The organism is Aeromonas sp. 5HA1 (genome assembly GCF_029237245.1).
Taxonomy (GTDB): Bacteria; Pseudomonadota; Gammaproteobacteria; order Enterobacterales; family Aeromonadaceae; genus Aeromonas; species Aeromonas salmonicida.
This window is the reverse complement of sequence record NZ_JAACFW010000028.1, coordinates 47607-66267: the sequence shown is the minus strand read 5'-3', so window position 1 is coordinate 66267 and position 18661 is coordinate 47607. Positions and strand designations below refer to the sequence as shown.

The window sequence follows — 18661 nt, the reverse complement described above, 5'->3', positions numbered from 1 at the left end:
CAATCTGCTCGACCAGCGCCAGTTTAAAAGTCAGCGAGTAATCGCGCTGTGTCCGTTTCACACCTTGTCCCATCGGGCTCTCCGTTTATGTGGGGGAAAGGTGTAAACCATATTCAGGACGGGACAGTGAAATATAAAAGGGGAACCATAACGGCTCCCCTTTTATTGCAGCAAATCCGATGTGGCGTTAGAACCAGAAGCCGATGATGAAGGACCCCGCCAGGGTCAACATGACGTTGGCCACCGCATAGGTACCCGCATAACCGAGCGCCGGAATGGAGCTGTTGGCCGCTTCGTTCACCACGTCCATGGCCGGGGCGCAGGTGCGGGCCCCCGTGATGGCACCCAGCAGCAGTGCCGGGTTCATCTTCAGCACCCAGACTCCGAACAGATAGCCCACCAGTACCGGCAAGGTGGTCACCAGCATGCCGGAGAAGAGCACCACCATACCCACTTCACTCAGGTGATCGAGGATGCCGCCACCGGCTTTCAGACCCGTGCTCACCATGAAGACGGCGAGCCCCAGATCCTTGGCCAGACGCAATGCCCCGGGCGGCACATAGCCGACTGTGGGGTGGTTGGCGCGCAGGTAGCCCATCAGGATCCCTGCCAGCAGCAGGCCGACGGCATTGCCCAGACCAAACTCGAGCTGGCCGAATACCAGGGAGACGGAGCCAATCAGCAGGCCCAGCACGAAGAAGGTGGTGAAGGCGACCAGATCCGTGGTCTGGCTGTGGATACTGATAAAGCCGATCTTGTTGGCCAGCAGCTTGACCCGCTGCTTCTCGCCGCTGATCTGCAGCACGTCACCTTTTTGTAGCATGATGTTGCGATCAAACGGCATCTCTATCTGGGACCGTACCACCCGGTTGAGGAAGCAGCCCTTCTCGGTGAGGTTGAGCTCCACCAGATGGCGCCCGACTACGCCATCGTTTTTTACCACTATCTCTTCGGTAACTATCTGAAGGTCCAGCAGGTTGCGGTCGAACACCTCTTTACCGTTACGGTAATTGACGTCGAGTTTCTCGTGGCTTTCCGGATAGCCTACCAGGGCGATCTCGTCCCCTTCCTGGATGACGGCATCACCATCCGGGCTTGCCAGTATGCCGTTGCGGCGGATCCGCTCCACATAGCAGCCGGTGTGGGGATAGATACCGGTTTCCCGCAGGGTACGACCACCAATCCAGGCTGCCAGCTCGGGGCCGACCCGATAGGCACGGATGATGGGGAGGTAGGTTTTGCGGCTTTCGTTGTCCGACAGTCCACGTTCACGAGCGATTTTCTGCGCTTCTGTGCTCAAATCCAGCCTGGCCAGTGAAGGCAGGTAGCGCACCACCAGCATCAGACCTACCAGGCCGACCAGATAGGTCAGCGCATAGCCAATGCCCATGTTGTCGAGCACGGACTGCATGTCTGTTTTGTGAGGCAGGTTGAGCAGGCCGCTGCGCAGGGCATCCTGCGCACCAACCAGGGCCGGGGTTGAGGTGAGCGAGCCCGCCAGGATCCCGGCGGCCATGCCTGGCCCCAGGTTGAAGAACTTGGCCAGCCCCACTGTCAGCAGCAGCGCCGTCAGCAGGATCACCAGAGTGAGGGTGATGTAGTGAATGCCGTCCCGCAGGAAGACGCTGAAAAAGTGCGGTCCCGCTTCTATCCCCACGCAGAAAATGAACAGCATGAAGCCGACGTTCTCCGTGGTGGCGGTGAACTCGAAACCCATCTGGCCGAACAGCAGGGCGGTAAACAGCACGCCTATGGTGTTGCCAATCTGGAAATTGCCGAGCCTGACTTTGCCGAGCAACAGGCCGAAGGCCAGTACCACGAACAGCAGCAGGGAGTCGCTTTGATGTAACAGTGTCACGAAATCTATGGTCATGCCCGGAAAAACCGAGGAAAAAAGTGGGGCCGATATTGTGCCGGATCCCTTACCAATAAAGAAGCGCCAAAGGAGGATTAATCGGTAGCAAGCTGCCTTGCTGCCCCTTGGTTGAGGGAAAACACGAGGCAACCAGGAAGATCCGCTCTATTTCGCGCTGTCTGCCCCGCTGTCAATTAGTGATTCCTGCTATCTGTGATCCTTGTCCGCATGACCTGCTTGAAAATTTATTCCCTGCTGTTTGGGAGAGTCGTTTCGCAGTTTTTCAGCATATCTGACTGAAGAACGGGGGTTGAGCCAGGAACCGGTTCAAGGGGCAGGTACGGATGCTGACCTACTGCTCGCGGGATAGCGAAAAGATATCTGGAAAAGGCATCTGATGGCCGGAGTGTCGACCCATTTGGGGGGGCACTCAAAAACAGCAGAAAATGAGGTTGGGAAGAGAAATCGGAGCCGGTCGATGGCAATGGCCTGCCAAGCTAGGCAGTGACTGGGTTTGACTGACTTACCCACAGATTCTGTGGATAACCCTGTGTGTGAAACTTGGCGATCAGGCTGCAGGCCGCGCCAATACTGGGTTGCAAGGGCTGTTCAAAAAATACCGGAATAAAAATGTTTCTATAAAAATCAAATAGTTAGGCGCAACAGAACAAAACGCTGCTGGCATGGACAGGGAGACAAATGGGGGATGTGACCTCAGTGAGCGGCTTGTGCATTAAAATCGGCAGAGGAAAGCACTAAAGTGGATAACTTGCACCGAGATGGTGAGGAATTGGCTCCCCCGACTGGACTTGAACCAGTGACATACGGATTAACAGTCCGCCGTTCTACCGACTGAACTACGGGGGAACATCAGGCAAGGAGGGGCATCATACAGAGGTCGCTTTTTGAGGTCAATAGCCGCTTGGGCAGGAGAGTGGATACCCAGGCCACCCCAACTCGGAGTACACTTCTTCCTTGCCGTTTTTTGCCGGGAGTTGTCATGAGCAAGTTATTTCAGTTGGCCAGCCAGTTTCAACCTGCAGGGGATCAGCCAGAGGCGATCGCCCGTCTGCTTGATGGCATCGAATCCGGCCTGGCCCATCAGACCCTGCTCGGGGTGACAGGTTCGGGCAAGACCTTCACCATGGCCAACGTGATCGCGACCCTGAACCGCCCCACCATGATCATGGCCCCCAACAAGACGCTGGCTGCCCAGCTCTATGGCGAGATGAAGGAGTTTTTCCCCGAGAATGCGGTGGAGTATTTCGTCTCCTACTACGACTACTACCAGCCCGAGGCCTATGTACCGACCACGGACACCTTCATCGAGAAAGATGCCTCCATCAACGATCACATCGAACAGATGCGGTTGTCGGCCACCAAGGCGCTGCTGGAGCGGCGGGATGTCATCATAGTCGCGTCCGTGTCGGCCATCTATGGTCTGGGTGACCCCCAGGCTTACCTCAGCATGATGTTGCACCTCAAAGTCGGGGACGTGATCAACCAGCGGGATATACTGCGTCGCCTCGCCGAGCTGCAATACACCCGCAATGACATGGCATTCCAGCGCGGCACCTTTCGGGTGAGGGGAGAGGTGATCGACATCTACCCCGCCGAGTCGGACAAGCTGGCGCTGCGCGTGGAGCTGTTTGATGAAGAGGTGGAGCGGCTCTCCCAGTTCGATCCCCTGACCGGTGCCATCGAACAGACGGTGGTGCGCTACACCATCTATCCCAAGACCCACTACGCCACCCCGCGCGAAACCATTCTGGGTGCCATCGAACATATAAAGGAGGAGTTGAAAAGCCGCCGGGAACAGCTGCTGTCTCTCAACAAGCTTGTGGAGGAGCAGCGCATCAGCCAGCGCACCCAGTTCGACATGGAGATGATGCAGGAGCTGGGCTACTGCTCCGGTATCGAGAACTACAGCCGCTACCTCTCCGGTCGTGCACCGGGGGAGCCGCCGCCCACCCTGTTTGACTACCTGCCAGGGGATGGCCTGCTCATCATCGACGAATCCCACGTGACGGTGCCGCAGATCGGCGCCATGTTCAAAGGGGACAGATCCCGCAAGGAGACGCTGGTGGAGTACGGCTTTCGTCTGCCCTCGGCACTCGACAACCGGCCCCTCAAGTTCGATGAGTTCGAGGCCCTGATGCCGCAGACGGTGTTTGTCTCGGCTACCCCTGGCCCCTACGAGCTGGGCAAATCCGGCGATGACGTGGTGCAGCAGGTGGTTCGCCCGACCGGTTTGCTCGATCCCGAGATAGAAGTGCGCCCGGTGACCACCCAGGTGGACGATCTGCTCTCCGAGATCCGGCTGCGGGTCGCGATGGAGGAGAGGGTGCTGGTGACGACCCTCACCAAGCGGATGTCGGAGGATTTGACAGAATATCTGGCGGATCATGACGTTAGAGTGCGCTACCTGCACTCGGATATCGATACCGTAGAGCGGGTGGAGATCATTCGCGATCTGCGCCTCGGCAAGTTTGACGTGCTGGTCGGCATCAACCTGCTGCGAGAGGGCCTCGACATGCCGGAGGTCTCTCTGGTGGCCATCCTGGATGCGGACAAAGAGGGCTTCCTGCGCTCCACGCGCTCTCTCATTCAGACCATTGGCCGCGCCGCTCGCAACCTCAACGGCAAGGTGATCCTGTACGGGGATTCCATCACCAACTCCATGAGAGTGGCCATCGAAGAGACGGAGCGTCGTCGCACCCTGCAGCATGCCCATAACCTCGAACACGGCATAATCCCCAAAGGGCTCAACAAGTCGGTGGGGGATGTGATGGACATGGGGGGCAGCCGCAGTGCAGGCAAGACGGGCAGGGGAGGTCGCAAGGCTGCCGAGCCACAAGGGGAGTACCATGTTCGCTCCGCTGGCGAGATCGCAAAAGAGATCAAGCGGATGGAAGAGCAGATGTTCCAGCATGCCCGGGATCTGGAGTTCGAGCAGGCAGCGGCGCTGCGAGATCAGATCCAGCGGCTGCGCCACGAGTTGATCGAGAGTTGAACAACAAGCCGAATGGCAAACGCTGGCTCATCTGGCGGCGCATGCGCCGTCTCTATCAGGGCTTTCGCCATCCTGCCACTCCCTGGTGGGCCAAGGGGCTGGTGATCCTTATCCTGCTCTATGGCCTCAGTCCGGTAGATCTCATCCCCGATGTGGTCCCCCTGCTTGGCTGGTGTGATGACCTGACCCTGCTGCTGCTTTTATTGTGGGGATGGGAGAAGTGCCTGCCCGAACATGTCAGGCTGACACTGGATAAACGAGACTGAACCAGTTTCCCCCTTAATCAAGGGTGAACAGGCGTTAGTTATTTATGATTTTTTGGATAAAAAGGGAATCGATTGAGTTTCGCCTTTCGTTGATTAAAAAGAGCGCAATGGGGAGATTGTGACCCTGAATGCATTGGCGTAGACTCCACGCCGTTCACTTCATGAGTATGAAAAAATGGATCTGATCCTGTTTGCGATTGACTTTATTCTGCACGTTGACGTGCATTTGAGAGAACTTTTTGAAAACTATGGCGTCTGGGTTTATGCCATCCTGTTCCTGATCATCTTCTGCGAGACAGGGCTGGTGGTCACTCCCTTCCTGCCGGGTGACTCACTGCTGTTTGCTGCCGGTGCCCTCACAGTGGGCAGTGTGCTGGATGTACATACCCTGGCGGCCCTGCTGATCATCGCTGCCGTGCTTGGCAACGTGGTCAACTACACCATTGGTCACTTCTTCGGCGAGCAGCTGTTCCGCAACCCTGACTCCAAAATCTTCCGTCGGGATTATCTGGACAAGACTCACGCCTTTTACGATCGCCATGGTGGCAAGACCATAATCATCACCCGTTTCCTGCCGATCGTGCGCACCTTTGCTCCCTTCGTTGCAGGCATGGGGGCCATGACCTATCCGCGCTTCCTGGTATTCAACCTGGTGGGGGGGCTGCTGTGGGTTATTTCCTTCGTGTATGCCGGCCACTTCTTTGGCAACTTGCCCGTGGTGCGTCAGAACTTTACGCTGCTCATCTTCGGCATCATCTTTATTTCCTTGTTGCCCATGGTCATCGGCATGGCAAAGGCCAGGATGCATGCCAGCAAGGCAGCATCCTGATCGGCGCATCGCTGACGGGCAGGTCATAAAAATGGGAGCCACTGGCTCCCATTTTTATTGTGTGAACACTGGCTCGGCCGCATGGGTGCCCCTTGAACCGGTTGCTGATAGCCAGGATCACAAACGCCAGAGGCAGGCGGCAAAGATGGTATTCAGCCCCATGAAGAAGGGGTGTAGGAAGCGGGTGAGGTCATAGAAGTTGATTGAAAAAGGGAGCCAATGGCTCCCTTTTTCTGCTTGCTACTCTGGATTAACTGCAGCATCGCCCCTTGACCAGATTGCCTATGGTCACGACCGCAAACACCAGCAGGTAGGCGGCGAAGATGGCGACAAGCCACTGAGGCATGGAGAAGCTCAGGAATTGCCAGCTGATCTCGCTGCAATCTCCATCCGGGAAGAATAGCCAGGGCAGCCACTGATCGAGAGGAGCCCAGCTGGGGAAGTCGGCAAAAGGGCTGCAGACGTTGAATGGGGAAGGATTCATCTGATAATCCACGTGCTTCAGTGCCAGCTGAAGGCCACGGAAGGCACTGTAGCCCCAGAGCAAGAGGGCACTCCAGCGGAGATACCACTTCTCTGGTGCCACCATGCCGAGCAAGCCTGCCGAGAGTACCCCCAGGATGGCAAGGCGCTCGTACACGCACATGACACATGGGTGCAGACCCAGCACATATTGGAAGAAGAGGGCACTCAACTCAAGGAACAAAGCGGACGCGGCAAGCAGACCCCATGCCAGTCGATGGGCGGCAATACGACGCAGGAACTCAATCATCTGGTTGATCTCACAGAAAAAACAGTGGCTGAATTAGAGCAGAGCAGGGGATAAAAAGAAAGGTGCTGTCCCAATCCCGCATGGTGAGACGAATCCATTGTTTGTTTTAAGGCTTATCTTGGTAGGTGATGGCTTTGAAGACAGCGCGTAACCGTCAAGTTGAGCGGATACCAGATCCAACATGTGAACAAGTAGCACCGTCAGTTGAAAGAACGGATTGAGTGATGCCACGGTTTGGCGACCCATTGCCTGGGAAATTATCCGGGTTGGCGCAGGATGCTGGAACGTTACGGAAGGGGGAAATATCAAAGCGTGTTTGCACGAGACTCTGGGGCACCCCATGCAACACGTAATTGGGACATAGCCAAAAAAGAAAGGGCCCGCAGGGGCCCTTGGTCTTTAGTGCAGTGCAGGTAGTGCAGCAGGTGCAACGCTGTGAGGCAGGATCCACCCGGCCTGATAGAACCACTCTGTGGTAGGTGCAAGCAGCAGTTCCACCGCGAAGAAACCGACCAGCCCCAGCACCAGGGTGTAAGGCAGCGCCATCCACACCATGCGACCATAGGAGAGTCGCAACAGGGGGGCCAGTGCCGAGGTCAGCATGAACAGGAAGGCAGCCTGACCATTGGGGGTCGCCACTGAGGGCAGGTTGGTACCTGTATTGATGGCAACCGCCAGCAGGTCGAACTGTTCGCGACTGATGGCATTGTTGAGCAGTGCTGTTTTCACCTCGTTGATGTAAACAGTGCCGACGAAGACGTTGTCACTGACCATGGAGAGCAGGCCGTTAGCCAGATAGAAGAGGGCGAGTTGATCGTCCGGCTCTGCGGCCAGTACCCACTGGATAACCGGTCTGAACAGCTGCTGATCGATGATGACGGCGACCACGCTGAAGAAGACGGCGAGCAGGGCGGTGAAGGGCAGTGCCTCCTGGAATGCTTTGCCCAGCGAGTGCTCATCGGTAATGCCGGTCAGTGAGGTTGCCAGCACTATGACTGACAGCCCGATCAGCCCAACGGCGGCCAAATGCATGGCGAGGCCGATGATCAGCCAGATAGCAATCAGCGCCTGTACCATCAGCTTGGCTTTGTCCTGAGGAGTGCGTTTGGCATCCTCATGACGGTTGTACTCTTCCATGATCATGCGTACCGAGTTGGGTAATTTGGCGCCATAGCCAAACCATCCCATCTTCTCCACCAGCACGCAGGTAAGCAGACCACAGATAAAAACAGGCAGAGAGACGGGGGCCATACGAATAGCGAATTCACCAAAATACCAACCCGCCTGCTCGCCGATGATGAGGTTTTGCGGCTCACCCACCAGAGTACAAACCCCTCCCAGTGCCGTCCCTATGGCTGCGTGCATCATCAGGCTGCGAAGAAAGGCACGAAATTGCTCGAGCGCCTGATGGTGATCCTCCTGCACCTCCTGATCATGGGTGTGGTCATGTTCATGACCAAAACTCTTGCCAGACGACACCTTGTGGTAGATAGCGTAGAAACCGGTCGCCACACTGATCACTACGGCGATCACGGTCAGGGCGTCAAGGAAGGCTGACAGAAAGGCTGACACCAGACAGAACGCCAGAGAGAGCAGCGTCTTGGAACGGATCCGGATCAGCATCTTGGTGAACACATAGAGCAGTAGTTGCTTCATGAAGTAGATGCCTGCCACCATAAACACCAGCAGCAGCAGCACTTCAATGTTGGCCACCAGTTCATGTTTGACCTGCTCTGCCGAGGTCATGCCGATGAGTACGGCTTCAATGGCCAGCAGGCCGCCGGGCTGCAGTGGGTAGCATTTGAGCGCCATTGCCAGGGTGAAGATAAATTCGACGACCAGCAGCCAGCCGGCAGCAAAGGGATCGAGATAAAAGGCGATCGGGTTGATCACCAGAAATAACAGAATTGCGCTCTTGTACCACTTTGGCGCATGACCCAAAAAGTTCTTGGCAAATGCGTTCCCTAAGCTGATTGGCATAATAATGGATCTCTGTTTCGTTGTTGGTGTCTGCTTCTGTGCAGTCAAGACAGACTCGTCCTTAAATATCCGGATGCTGTCCCATATCAGATTGATTCTTCATGATTTTAATCAAAAAGAGCACTAACTATAAATAACATAGTGCCCCTTGCCCAAGATAATGTCTGTTTTATCGACAGGGGGTGGCGTTGCTTGGCACCTTTCTCGATATTCAATACATTTATTTAACATCAAGTTCGGCTTATGTGAGCAGAGGACTGACCTTCTGCTTGCCAGCCTTTTCTGCTTTGCTATTATTCGTGGGCCTTTTTACGCACTAAACAGAGTCACTACATGGTCATAAAAGCGCAGAGCCCTGCAGGGTTTGCCGAGGAATACATCATCGAGTCCATCTGGAACAATCGCTTTCCTCCAGGATCCATACTGCCGGCCGAGCGTGAGCTGTCCGAGCTTATCGGGGTGACTCGTACTACCTTGCGCGAAGTGCTTCAGCGTCTGGCCCGCGATGGCTGGCTCACTATCCAGCATGGCAAGCCGACCAAGGTAAACAATTTCTGGGAGACCTCGGGTCTCAACATCCTGGAAACCTTGGCCCGTCTGGATCAGGACAAGGTGCCGGATCTGGTGGCGCAGTTGCTGTCGGCACGAACCAACATCTGCACCATCTTCATTCGTGGTGCCATTCGCAACAACCCGGATCAAGCAGCCGAGATACTGCGCGGTGCCAATGCGGTAGACAGTACCCCGGAAGCGTATGCGGAGTTTGATTATCGTCTGCATCACCAGCTCGCCTTTGCCTCCGGCAATCCTATCTATGCCCTGATCCTCAATGGTTTCAAGGGATTGTATAGCCGGGTCGGACGTTACTATTTCTCTGACAAGCAGGCTCGTGAAACGGCGGATGCCTACTACAAGGTCTTGTTGGGGTTGGCCGAGACCAAGAATCATGAAGCCGTGTTCATGACGGTACGCCAGTACGGTATCGAGTCTGGCAAGTTGTGGACCCGTCTGCGCCAGGACATGCCGAGCAATCTGTGTGACAACTGATTGTTGATGCAAAGAGAAAACGCGCCTTCTGGCGCGTTTTTTTATGGTTGAATGTGGTCTCAGAGCGGTTTTTTGTCAGGGCAGCGACCTATGATGTCGGCAGGCAAGTCGCCGTTATCCTGCTCCAGCAACACATCGAATCCCCACAGCTGGTGCAGATGCTTGAGCACCTCGTGGCGTGAATCTCCAAGGGGGATCCGGTTGTGCGGCACATAGCGCAGGGTCAATGAGCGATCTCCCTTCACCGCCACGTTATAGACCTGAATATTGGGCTCCAGGTTGCTCAAGTTGTATTGAGCTGACAGGGTATTGCGTACCAGCCGATAACCCTCCTCATTGTGAATGGCAGATACCTTGAGATAGTTCTTCAAGTCATCATCGTCGATGGCGAACAGCTTCATCTCCCGCATCACCTTGGGGCTGAGGAACTGACTGATGAAGCTCTCGTCCTTGAAGTTCTGCATGGCAAAATGCAGGGTATCAACCCAGTTGGTGCCGGCATAATCGGGGAACCAGTATCTGTCCTCCTCGGTCGGGTTTTCGCAAATGCGGCGCAGATCAGTGAACATGGCAAAGCCAAGGGCGTAGGGGTTGATCCCCGAGTAGTAGCGGCTGTTGTAGGGGGGCTGGTACACCACGTTGGTGTGGCTGTGCAGCACCTCTATCATGAAGCGATCGCTGATCTTGCCCTCGTCATACAGGTGGTTGAGGATGGTGTAGTGCCAGAAGGTGGCCCAGCCTTCATTCATCACCTGAGTCTGTTTCTGCGGGTAGAAGTACTGGCTGATCTTGCGCACTATGCGCACTATCTCGCGCTGCCAGGGTTCGAGCAGAGGGGCATTCTTCTCGATGAAGTAGAGAATGTTCTCCTGGGGCTCAACCGGATAGCGTCTGTCTTCAACACCGGAGGCCTTGTGCTGCTTGGGCAGGGTGCGCCACAGCTCGTTCACCTGAGTCTGCAGATAATCTTCCCGTGCCTTCTGGCGACGCTTCTCCTCTGCCAGCGAGATCTTCTGGGGCCGCTTGTAACGGTCCACTCCGAAGTTCATCAGGGCATGACAGGAGTCGATCAACTTTTCCACCGCATCGATGCCGTGTTTCTCTTCGCATTCGGTGATGTAGTTTTTGGCAAACAGCAGATAGTCGATGATGGAGGAGGCATCGGTCCAGGTTTTGAACAGATAGTTGTTTTTGAAAAAAGAGTTGTGACCATAACAGGCGTGCGCCATGACCAGCGCCTGCATCGGCATCGTGTTCTCCTCCATCAGGTAAGCGATGCAGGGATCCGAGTTGATGACGATCTCATAGGCCAGCCCCATCTGACCGCGCTTGTAGTTGCGTTCGGTATGGATGAAGCGTTTGCCAAATGACCAGTGTTGATAGCCGATGGGCATACCGACACTGGAGTAGGCATCCATCATCTGCTCGGCGGTGATCACCTCGATCTGATTGGGGTAAGTATCCAGTCGATAGAACCTGGCGACCCGGGCTATCTCCTGATGATAAGTCTCCAGCAGATCGAAGTTCCAATCCGGGCCATCGTCCAATGGCGGTATTTTTCTTGCGGTTTCTACCATATGACTTCCCTCACGCCGCTTGCTTCTTGAACAGCTCCCGGAATACCGGATAAATATCCTCGACCTTGCGAATGTGCTCCATCGCGAAGTGGGGGAACTGGCTGGCCACCGACTCGTACTCGTGCCACAGGGTCTGGTGGGCGCGGGTGGTGATCTCTATATAGGAGTAGTACCGCACCCGCGGCATGATATCCCGGGTCAGGATCTCCCGGCATTGCGGCGAATCATCAGCCCAGTTGTCACCATCGGACGCTTGCGCCGCATAGATGTTCCACTGGTTGGCCGGGTAACGCTCGTTGATGATGTCGTTCATCATCTTGAGTGCGCTGGAGACTATGGTGCCACCCGTTTCCTGGGAATAGAAGAACTCGTGTTCGTCCACTTCCTTGGCCTGGGTGTGATGGCGAATGTAGACCACTTCCACGTTCTTGTAGGTCCGGCTCAGGAACAGGTAGAGCAGTATATAGAAGCGCTTTGCCATCTCCTTGGTGGCTTGATCCATGGAACCCGATACGTCCATCAGGCAGAACATCACTGCCTGGCTGGACGGCACGGGCCGTTTGACAAAGTTGTTGAACTTGAGATCGAAGGTGTCGATGAAGGGCACAGCTGAGATCCGCCGTTTCAGTTCTCGGATCTCCTTCTCAAGCAGGGCGATTTCGGCGAAATGCTCGTTGGGATCGGTTGCCAGCAGGGCCATCCTCTCTTCCAGTTCATGCAACTGGCGTTTCTTGCCGGCTTGCAGTGCCATGCGCCGCGCCAGCGAGTTTTGCAGAGAACGCACCACGTTGATATTGGCTGGCACTCCGTTGGAAGTGTAGCCCGCCCGGTAGGTCTTCATCTCCATCAACTGGTTGAGCTGGGTTTTCTGCAAGCGAGGCAGCTCCAGATCTTCAAACAGCAGATCCAGATACTCATCCTTGGAGATCTGGAACACGAAGTCATCTTCGCCTTCCCCCTGATTGGATGCCTGACCTTCGCCCGCTCCCTGACCACCGCCCCCTCCTTTGGGACGGTCAATCTTGTCACCGGAGACGAACTGGTCATTGCCGGGATGCACCATTTCCCGCTTACCGCCTTGCCCCTGATGGAAATGGGGTTCGCCTATATCCTTGGTCGGTATGCTGATGCTCTCGCCCTTGTCCACGTCCTGAATGCTGCGCTTGGAGACAGCATCCGAGACCGCTTGTTTTATTTGCTTCTTGTAGCGGCGGATGAAGCGCTGCCGATTGACAGCGCTTTTGTTTTTGCCGTTGAGCCTGCGGTCGATAAAATGCGCCATAACTCCCCCTTGAACCACGGCAGGGTCAGGATGACTTGCGTACCCTGAGATACCATTCGGAGAGCAGTCGCACCTGTTTGCGGGTGTAGCCTTTCTCCATCATCCGTTCGACAAAGTTATCGTGCTTCTTCTGCTCCTCAGCCGAGGTTTTGCTGTTGAAGGAGATAACCGGCAGCAGCTCTTCCGTGTTGGAGAACATCTTCTTCTCGATCACGGTGCGCAGCTTCTCGTAACTGGTCCAGTTGGGGTTACGGCCTGCATTGTTGGCCCGGGCTCGCAGCACGAAGTTGACGATTTCGTTGCGGAAATCTTTCGGGTTGCTGATCCCGGCGGGTTTTTCAATCTTCTCCAGCTCGCTGTTGAGCGACGCGCGGTCAAACAGCTGGCCAGTCTCGGGGTCACGGTACTCCTGATCCTGGATCCAGAAGTCGGCATAGGTGACGTAGCGATCGAAGATGTTCTGGCCGTACTCCGAATAGGATTCGAGGTAGGCGGTCTGGATCTCCTTGCCAATGAACTCCACATAGCGCGGCGTCAGATAGCCCTTGATGAACTCAAGGTAGCGATCGTGCAGCTCCTGCGGGAACTGCTCACGCTCTATCTGCTGCTCCAGCACATAGAAAAGGTGTACCGGGTTGGCCGCCACTTCCGCGTGGTCGAAGTTGAAAACGCGAGAGAGGATCTTGAACGCAAAACGGGTGGAGAGACCATTCATGCCCTCATCCACACCGGCGTAGTCACGGTACTCCTGATAGCTCTTGGCCTTGGGATCCGTGTCTTTCAGGCTCTCGCCATCATAGACCCGCATCTTGGAGTAGAGGCTGGAGTTTTCCGGCTCTTTCAGACGCGAGAGGACGGAGAACTGACCCAGCAGTTCCAGTGTGCCCGGGGCACATTTGGCGTCGGTCAGTTCGCTGTTGATCAGCAGTTTTTCGTAGATCTTCACCTCTTCCGAGACGCGCAGGCAGTAAGGCACCTTGACGATGTAGACCCGATCGAGGAAGGCCTCGTTGTTCTTGTTGTTACGGAACTGCTGCCACTCTGATTCGTTGGAGTGAGCCAGCAATATACCGTCGAAGGGTAGGGCGGAGAGCCCCTCTGTGCCGTTGTAGTTCCCTTCCTGGGTTGCGGTCAGTAGAGGATGCAGCACCTTGATGGGGGCTTTGAACATCTCCACGAACTCCATGATCCCCTGGTTCGCTTTGCACAGCGCACCTGAGTAGGAGTAAGCATCTGCATCATCCTGGGCATAATGCTCCAGCATGCGGATGTCGACCTTGCCGACCAGAGAGGAGATATCCTGGTTGTTGTCATCACCCGGTTCTGTCTTAGCGATGGCAATCTGATCGAGGATGGAGGGGTTGACCTTCTCTACCTTGAACTTGGAGATGTCGCCACCGAACTCGTGCAGTCGCTTGGCCACCCAGGGTGACATGATGGGGCGTAGATAGCGGCGCGGAATGCCGTACTCTTTTTCCAGCAGCTCGCCATCCTCTTCGATGTCGAACAGACAGAAGGGGTGGTCATTGACCGGTGAGCCCTTGATGCGATAGACAGGCACTTTTTGCATCAAGGATTTGAGCTTCTCAGCCAGAGAGGATTTGCCGCCGCCAACCGGTCCCAGCAGATAGAGGATCTGCTTCTTCTCTTCCAGCCCCTGGGCCGAGTGCTTGAGGTAGGAGACGATCTGCTCGATGGCCTCTTCCATGCCGTAGAAATCTTTGAAGGCGGGATAGCGTGCAACGACGCGGTTGGAAAAAAGGCGACTGAGTCTGGGATTGACCGAAGTATCGATCATTTCCGGCTCGCCGATGGCGACCAGCAAGCGTTCGGCAGCGGAGGCGTAGCAGGCTTTGTCCTGCTTACACATATCCAGAAATTCCTGGATGCTGTACTCCTCTTCCCTGGCTTTCTCGTATCGCTGTTGATAATGCTCGAAGATGCCCATAACTTTGCCCTCGTTATAGTCGCTTACCCTGAAAAGAGTGGATCACTACTTTTGTTCTGTTTACCTCATTAAGCCTAGTCAACAGCCCCCAGTAATCCATCACCATCTATTGGTTTAAATTTGCAAGGGTACTTCCCGATCCTGATGCGGGAAGGCGCAATCAGTGACACACCTATGTTACTGACTGTTAAATTATTTTTGCCACGATAGTGAGGTAAATGTCAAAGAGATAAAAAATAAATGTTTGCCAAAAAATGGAAATGACAACGCATTGTTCGGGTCAGTTGGCTGTAACGCAGACGGGGCAAGGGAAGGAGGAAAATCGAATGGAAATGGCTATTACGTTTACGTCAGCGGAATGATACTTGTTTGGTGTTAAAGCTCTAATTTTTACATTGACGCTACATTTTTGCTGCTCTAGATTGGCCCTGTGTCGGCAGCCATCGCTTTAGCAAGAGAGTGATGGCTGCTGATACAAAGCTCTGTTTAAGCACGTTTCCGTTGGCTTGACCCTCGCATATGCGAGGGTCTTATTTTTTCAGCGGGTTGTAGATGTACACTGGCATGATCAACTGTCAGGGGTGGGGTAGAGCCGTGATACCGCTGCCAGCACCTCGGCGAATGGATGCGCCGCCAGCTGGCCAAATCCCGCCAGGCTTTTTGCCTTGACCCGGGTGGTCAATGGCGTGGCGATACCGCACAGAAAACGGGTCAGAATGCGAGGATGGCTGGTGTGGCACAAGGCTATCAGGGGATCGCACCAGGAACGCAACCCCTTTTCGTTGGGCCGGGTGAGGGTCGGCAGTGGCGGCAGTACGGCAACCTCGCCACGGCAGACGGAGCAGTGTCCGCATTTGCTGGGTGCCTGCTCGTCGGCAAAGTAGCGGGCCAGCTCCTGACTCAGGCAGTGGCTTGATGTAAAAAAGGCCAGCAAGGCCTGCAGCCGAGCCAGTTCACTCAACTCCTTCTTCTCGAACAGGGCATAGAGCTCGTCTGCCAATGCATTGATATCAACATCTTGGCGCAGCACCCGATAGACATCGGTCATCTGCTTGCTCTCCAGCTCTATCCAGCCCTGTTGTTGCAGATAATCCAGGGCTGCTGCCGCACGGTGCCGTTCCCCCTGATAACCCTGCCAGAGGGCATCGAAGTCCATGGTGCACCAGCTGCGGGCCTGCGGTGCACAGGCAAACAGCTGCTCCAGAAACTGGCGTCGGTCGGGATTGAAACGGGTCAGGATCTCGGCCTTGTCCAGCATGAACTTGAAGCGATATTCGGCGAAGTAGCTGTAGGCAGGCATGATGACACCCGCCATTTCCAGATAGACCAGCAGGGTCTTGAGCGGTAACTGACGTATGTTGGTGTCGTTGGAGAGACGCAGCAGACCAAACTCCCACTCGCTGCCGCTTTGCTGCAGGATCTCGAGCAGCGTCACTATGGCGGCGCGATCCGGCGTATCCCCGTACACGAAATTCTCCAGCACGGGGAGCTGTGCGCGATTGGCCAGCACTATGCAGCGGGAAGGGAGCCCATCCCGCCCGGCACGGCCAATTTCCTGACTGTAGTTTTCGATGGATTTGGGCAAGTCATAGTGGATGACCCGGCGAATATCAGCCTTGTCGATCCCCATGCCAAAGGCGATGGTGGCGACAATGCAGTCCACCTTGCCAGCCATGAAGTCATGCTGGATCTGGCTGCGCAGGGGCGAGTCGAGCCCGGCGTGATAGGCACTTGCCCTGATCCCTGCCCGCAGCAGCAGGTCGGCACAATGCTGCGCCGTGTGTTGCAAGGTGACATAGATGATGGTGGGGGCCGTAGGCTCTCGTCGTACTTCTGCTTGCAGCCAGTCATCACGCGCCTCGGCGGGCAGCGGCACGACCGCCAGATCCAGGTTGGCGCGATAAAAACCGGTGACGACCAGACCCTCATCCTCGATGTCGAATTTGGCCTGCATGTCGGTCATGACAGCCGGGGTGGCGGTCGCGGTCAGCAACAGTACCTGAGGTATCTTCAGCTCGTGGCGATAAGTCGGCAGCTTGAGGTAGTCGGGTCGAAAGTTGTGGCCCCACTCCGAGATGCAGTGCGCTTCATCCACCACCAGCATCGACAGCGGCACCTGCTGGATGAAGCGACGAAAGCGCTCGTTCTTGAGTCGCTCTACCGAGATCATCAGGATCTTGAGCTGACCGTCACTGACCTGCTGCATCACGCGGCGACTTTCCTCCGGTGTCTGGCTCGAATCCAGGGTAGCCGCAGCAATCCCTTTGCTGTGGAGAAAAGCGAGCTGGTCGTGCATCAGCGCGATCAGGGGGGAGATCACCAGGGTCAGGTGGGGCAGGGCGAGTGCTGGCAGCTGATAACAGAGGGATTTGCCGGAGCCGGTGGGGAAGATGGCAGCCGCACTCTGGCCTGCCAGCAACCGGCTGATCACCGCCTCCTGACCGGGCCTTAACTGGTCGAAGCCGAAGTGGCGGGTCAAGAGGGATGAGATCATGGCAGGGACTCCAGTGCAAAACCACCATAATACCACCGCTCGGGAGTGCCTGAACTACCCTTCAGAGGAAAACAGCGTCCATTTGGGCGCTGTTGATATTGTGTTATCGCATTGTTGTAGTTTTTTTGTGAGGTAAACCGGATATTTTTCAGTGATTATGTGGAAAAAAGCGATTGCAGATGGGATATTCCTTGTCCGTAACCCCGTGTGTTTCCGGACTGGCTCAATAGAAGGCTTGCCGGGGCAGACGACGCCAGCCTGTGACATGGGTGTCGCCTGGTGTAGTGGTTGCCAACAGGACTAATGATTCACGCACTTCGGTGCTCAGGGACTATTTGATGACACAACAACACCCCCTCATGAGACTGGTCAACAGCACCAGTCTGGTAAGCCAGATCCTGGTCGGTCTGGTATTCGGTATCCTCCTTGCCATGTTCATGCCCGAATGGGCCAAAGCAGTCGGTCTGCTCGGCAGCCTGTTTGTCGGTGCACTGAAGGCGGTCGCGCCGCTGCTGGTATTCGTGCTGGTGATGGCGGCGATCATCGGCCACAAGCAGGGCCAGAAAACCAATATTCGCCCGCTGCTGGCCCTCTACCTGTTCGGTACCTTCGCCGCGGCCCTGGTGGCGGTGATTGCCAGTTTCCTGTTCCCCACCACCCTGCATCTGGTGGCCAACACGGCGGACATCACGCCGCCAGGGGGCATCACAGACGTATTGCAAACCTTGCTGTTCAACATAGTGACCAACCCGGTCAAGGCGCTGATGGATGCGAACTATATTGGCATTCTGGCCTGGGCCATCGGCCTGGGCATCGCCATGCGTCACGCCAATGACAGCAGCAAGGCCCTGATCACCGACCTGTCCCACGGTGTCTCTGCCATCGTCAAGGTAGTGATCCGCTGCGCGCCCCTCGGTATTCTGGGGCTGGTGGCATCCACTCTGGCCGAAACCGGCTTCGATGCCTTGTTTGGTTACGCCCAGTTACTGCTGGTGCTGATTGGCTGCATGCTGTTCATCGCCTTGGTGGTCAACCCGCTCATCGTGTTCTGGAAGATCAGACGCAATCCCTATCCGCTGGTGCTGACCTGCCTCAAAGAGAGCGGCGTGACCGCCTTCTTTACTCGCAGCTCCGCCGCCAACATCCCGGTCAACATGGCGCTATGTGAAAAACTGCGTCTGCCGGAAGATACCTATGCGGTCTCCATTCCGCTGGGCGCCACCATCAACATGGCCGGCGCCGCTATCACCATCACAGTGCTTGCCATGGCGGCGGTGCACACACTGGGGATGGAAGTGGATCTGGCTACCGCTGTGCTGCTCTCTGTGGTGGCTACCATCAGTGCCTGTGGCGCCTCCGGTGTGGCTGGTGGCTCTTTGCTGCTGATCCCGCTGGCGTGCAGCCTGTTTGGCATCGGCAACGACATCGCCATGCAGGTCGTTGCCGTGGGCTTTATCATAGGTGTGTTGCAAGATTCTGCCGAGACAGCCCTCAACAGCTCCACCGACGTGCTGTTCACCGCAGCTGCCTGTATGGCCGAAGATGAAACCCTGCTGGATGCCGCGCCGCTGCCAAGCCGCGAAGCCTGATAGTCAGCT

12 protein-coding genes, 1 tRNA gene and 1 pseudogene are annotated in these 18661 nt (G+C 55.9%); 6 read left to right on the top strand and 8 right to left on the bottom strand.

The window, feature by feature from the left end:
- Nucleotides 1-187: 187 nt before the first annotated feature.
- Complete coding sequence (locus GWQ27_RS19955) at nucleotides 188-1873, bottom strand: aspartate:alanine antiporter (protein ID WP_021138261.1); 1686 nt, start codon at nucleotides 1871-1873, stop codon at nucleotides 188-190.
- A gap of 773 nt (nucleotides 1874-2646) precedes the next feature.
- Nucleotides 2647-2722, bottom strand: a tRNA-Asn gene (locus GWQ27_RS19950).
- A 133-nt stretch (nucleotides 2723-2855) separates the two neighbouring features.
- Here GWQ27_RS19950 and uvrB point away from each other — a divergent pair.
- From uvrB to GWQ27_RS19935, 3 genes are all read left to right on the top strand, one after another.
- Complete coding sequence (gene uvrB, locus GWQ27_RS19945; RefSeq protein ID WP_275908152.1) at nucleotides 2856-4868, top strand: excinuclease ABC subunit UvrB; 2013 nt, start codon at nucleotides 2856-2858, stop codon at nucleotides 4866-4868.
- A 41-nt stretch (nucleotides 4869-4909) separates the two neighbouring features.
- Nucleotides 4910-5134: a DUF1232 domain-containing protein gene (locus GWQ27_RS19940; RefSeq protein ID WP_087757344.1), complete on the top strand. Its 225-nt coding sequence runs from the start codon at nucleotides 4910-4912 to the stop codon at nucleotides 5132-5134.
- A gap of 175 nt (nucleotides 5135-5309) precedes the next feature.
- Nucleotides 5310-5963 carry a DedA family protein gene (locus GWQ27_RS19935; RefSeq protein WP_021138264.1) on the top strand — a complete coding sequence of 218 codons (654 nt, stop codon included), beginning with the start codon at nucleotides 5310-5312 and terminating at the stop codon, nucleotides 5961-5963.
- Nucleotides 5964-6213: 250 nt separating this feature from the next.
- Here the strand turns inward: GWQ27_RS19935 and dsbB are convergent, their stop codons facing one another.
- Complete coding sequence (gene dsbB, locus GWQ27_RS19930) at nucleotides 6214-6735, bottom strand: disulfide bond formation protein DsbB (protein WP_169046199.1); 522 nt, start codon at nucleotides 6733-6735, stop codon at nucleotides 6214-6216.
- 168 nt (nucleotides 6736-6903) lie between these two features.
- Between dsbB and GWQ27_RS19925 the strand changes: the two are divergent.
- Nucleotides 6904-7099, top strand: a pseudogene (locus GWQ27_RS19925) (IS1595 family transposase); the annotation flags it as partial.
- 35 nt (nucleotides 7100-7134) lie between these two features.
- Here the strand turns inward: GWQ27_RS19925 and nhaB are convergent.
- A complete protein-coding gene (nhaB, locus tag GWQ27_RS19920; RefSeq protein ID WP_021138266.1) occupies nucleotides 7135-8715 on the bottom strand; it encodes a Na(+)/H(+) antiporter NhaB in 1581 nt (526 codons plus the stop codon).
- A 333-nt stretch (nucleotides 8716-9048) separates the two neighbouring features.
- Between nhaB and fadR the strand changes: the two genes are divergently transcribed.
- Nucleotides 9049-9762, top strand: coding sequence for a fatty acid metabolism transcriptional regulator FadR (fadR, locus tag GWQ27_RS19915; protein ID WP_059113755.1), 714 nt, complete (start codon nucleotides 9049-9051; stop codon nucleotides 9760-9762).
- A 59-nt stretch (nucleotides 9763-9821) separates the two neighbouring features.
- Here the strand turns inward: fadR and GWQ27_RS19910 are convergent, their stop codons facing one another.
- From GWQ27_RS19910 to GWQ27_RS19895, 4 genes are all read right to left on the bottom strand, one after another.
- Complete coding sequence (locus GWQ27_RS19910) at nucleotides 9822-11339, bottom strand: SpoVR family protein (protein WP_169046198.1); 1518 nt, start codon at nucleotides 11337-11339, stop codon at nucleotides 9822-9824.
- Nucleotides 11340-11349: 10 nt separating this feature from the next.
- Nucleotides 11350-12621: a YeaH/YhbH family protein gene (locus tag GWQ27_RS19905; RefSeq protein ID WP_058394461.1), complete on the bottom strand. Its 1272-nt coding sequence runs from the start codon at nucleotides 12619-12621 to the stop codon at nucleotides 11350-11352.
- A 25-nt stretch (nucleotides 12622-12646) separates the two neighbouring features.
- On the bottom strand, nucleotides 12647-14569 hold the full coding sequence (locus GWQ27_RS19900; RefSeq protein ID WP_021138270.1) for a PrkA family serine protein kinase: 1923 nt from the start codon (nucleotides 14567-14569) through the stop codon (nucleotides 12647-12649).
- A 568-nt stretch (nucleotides 14570-15137) separates the two neighbouring features.
- Nucleotides 15138-17063 (bottom strand): RecQ family ATP-dependent DNA helicase, encoded by a 1926-nt coding sequence (locus tag GWQ27_RS19895; protein WP_275908151.1) that lies wholly within the window; start codon nucleotides 17061-17063, stop codon nucleotides 15138-15140.
- 338 nt (nucleotides 17064-17401) lie between these two features.
- Here GWQ27_RS19895 and sstT point away from each other — a divergent pair, with 338 nt between their 5' ends.
- The gene (gene sstT, locus GWQ27_RS19890; protein ID WP_059113759.1) at nucleotides 17402-18652 is read left to right on the top strand and encodes a serine/threonine transporter SstT; all 1251 of its coding nucleotides are present in this window, start codon (nucleotides 17402-17404) and stop codon (nucleotides 18650-18652) included.
- The last annotated feature ends 9 nt before the right edge of the window (nucleotides 18653-18661 follow it).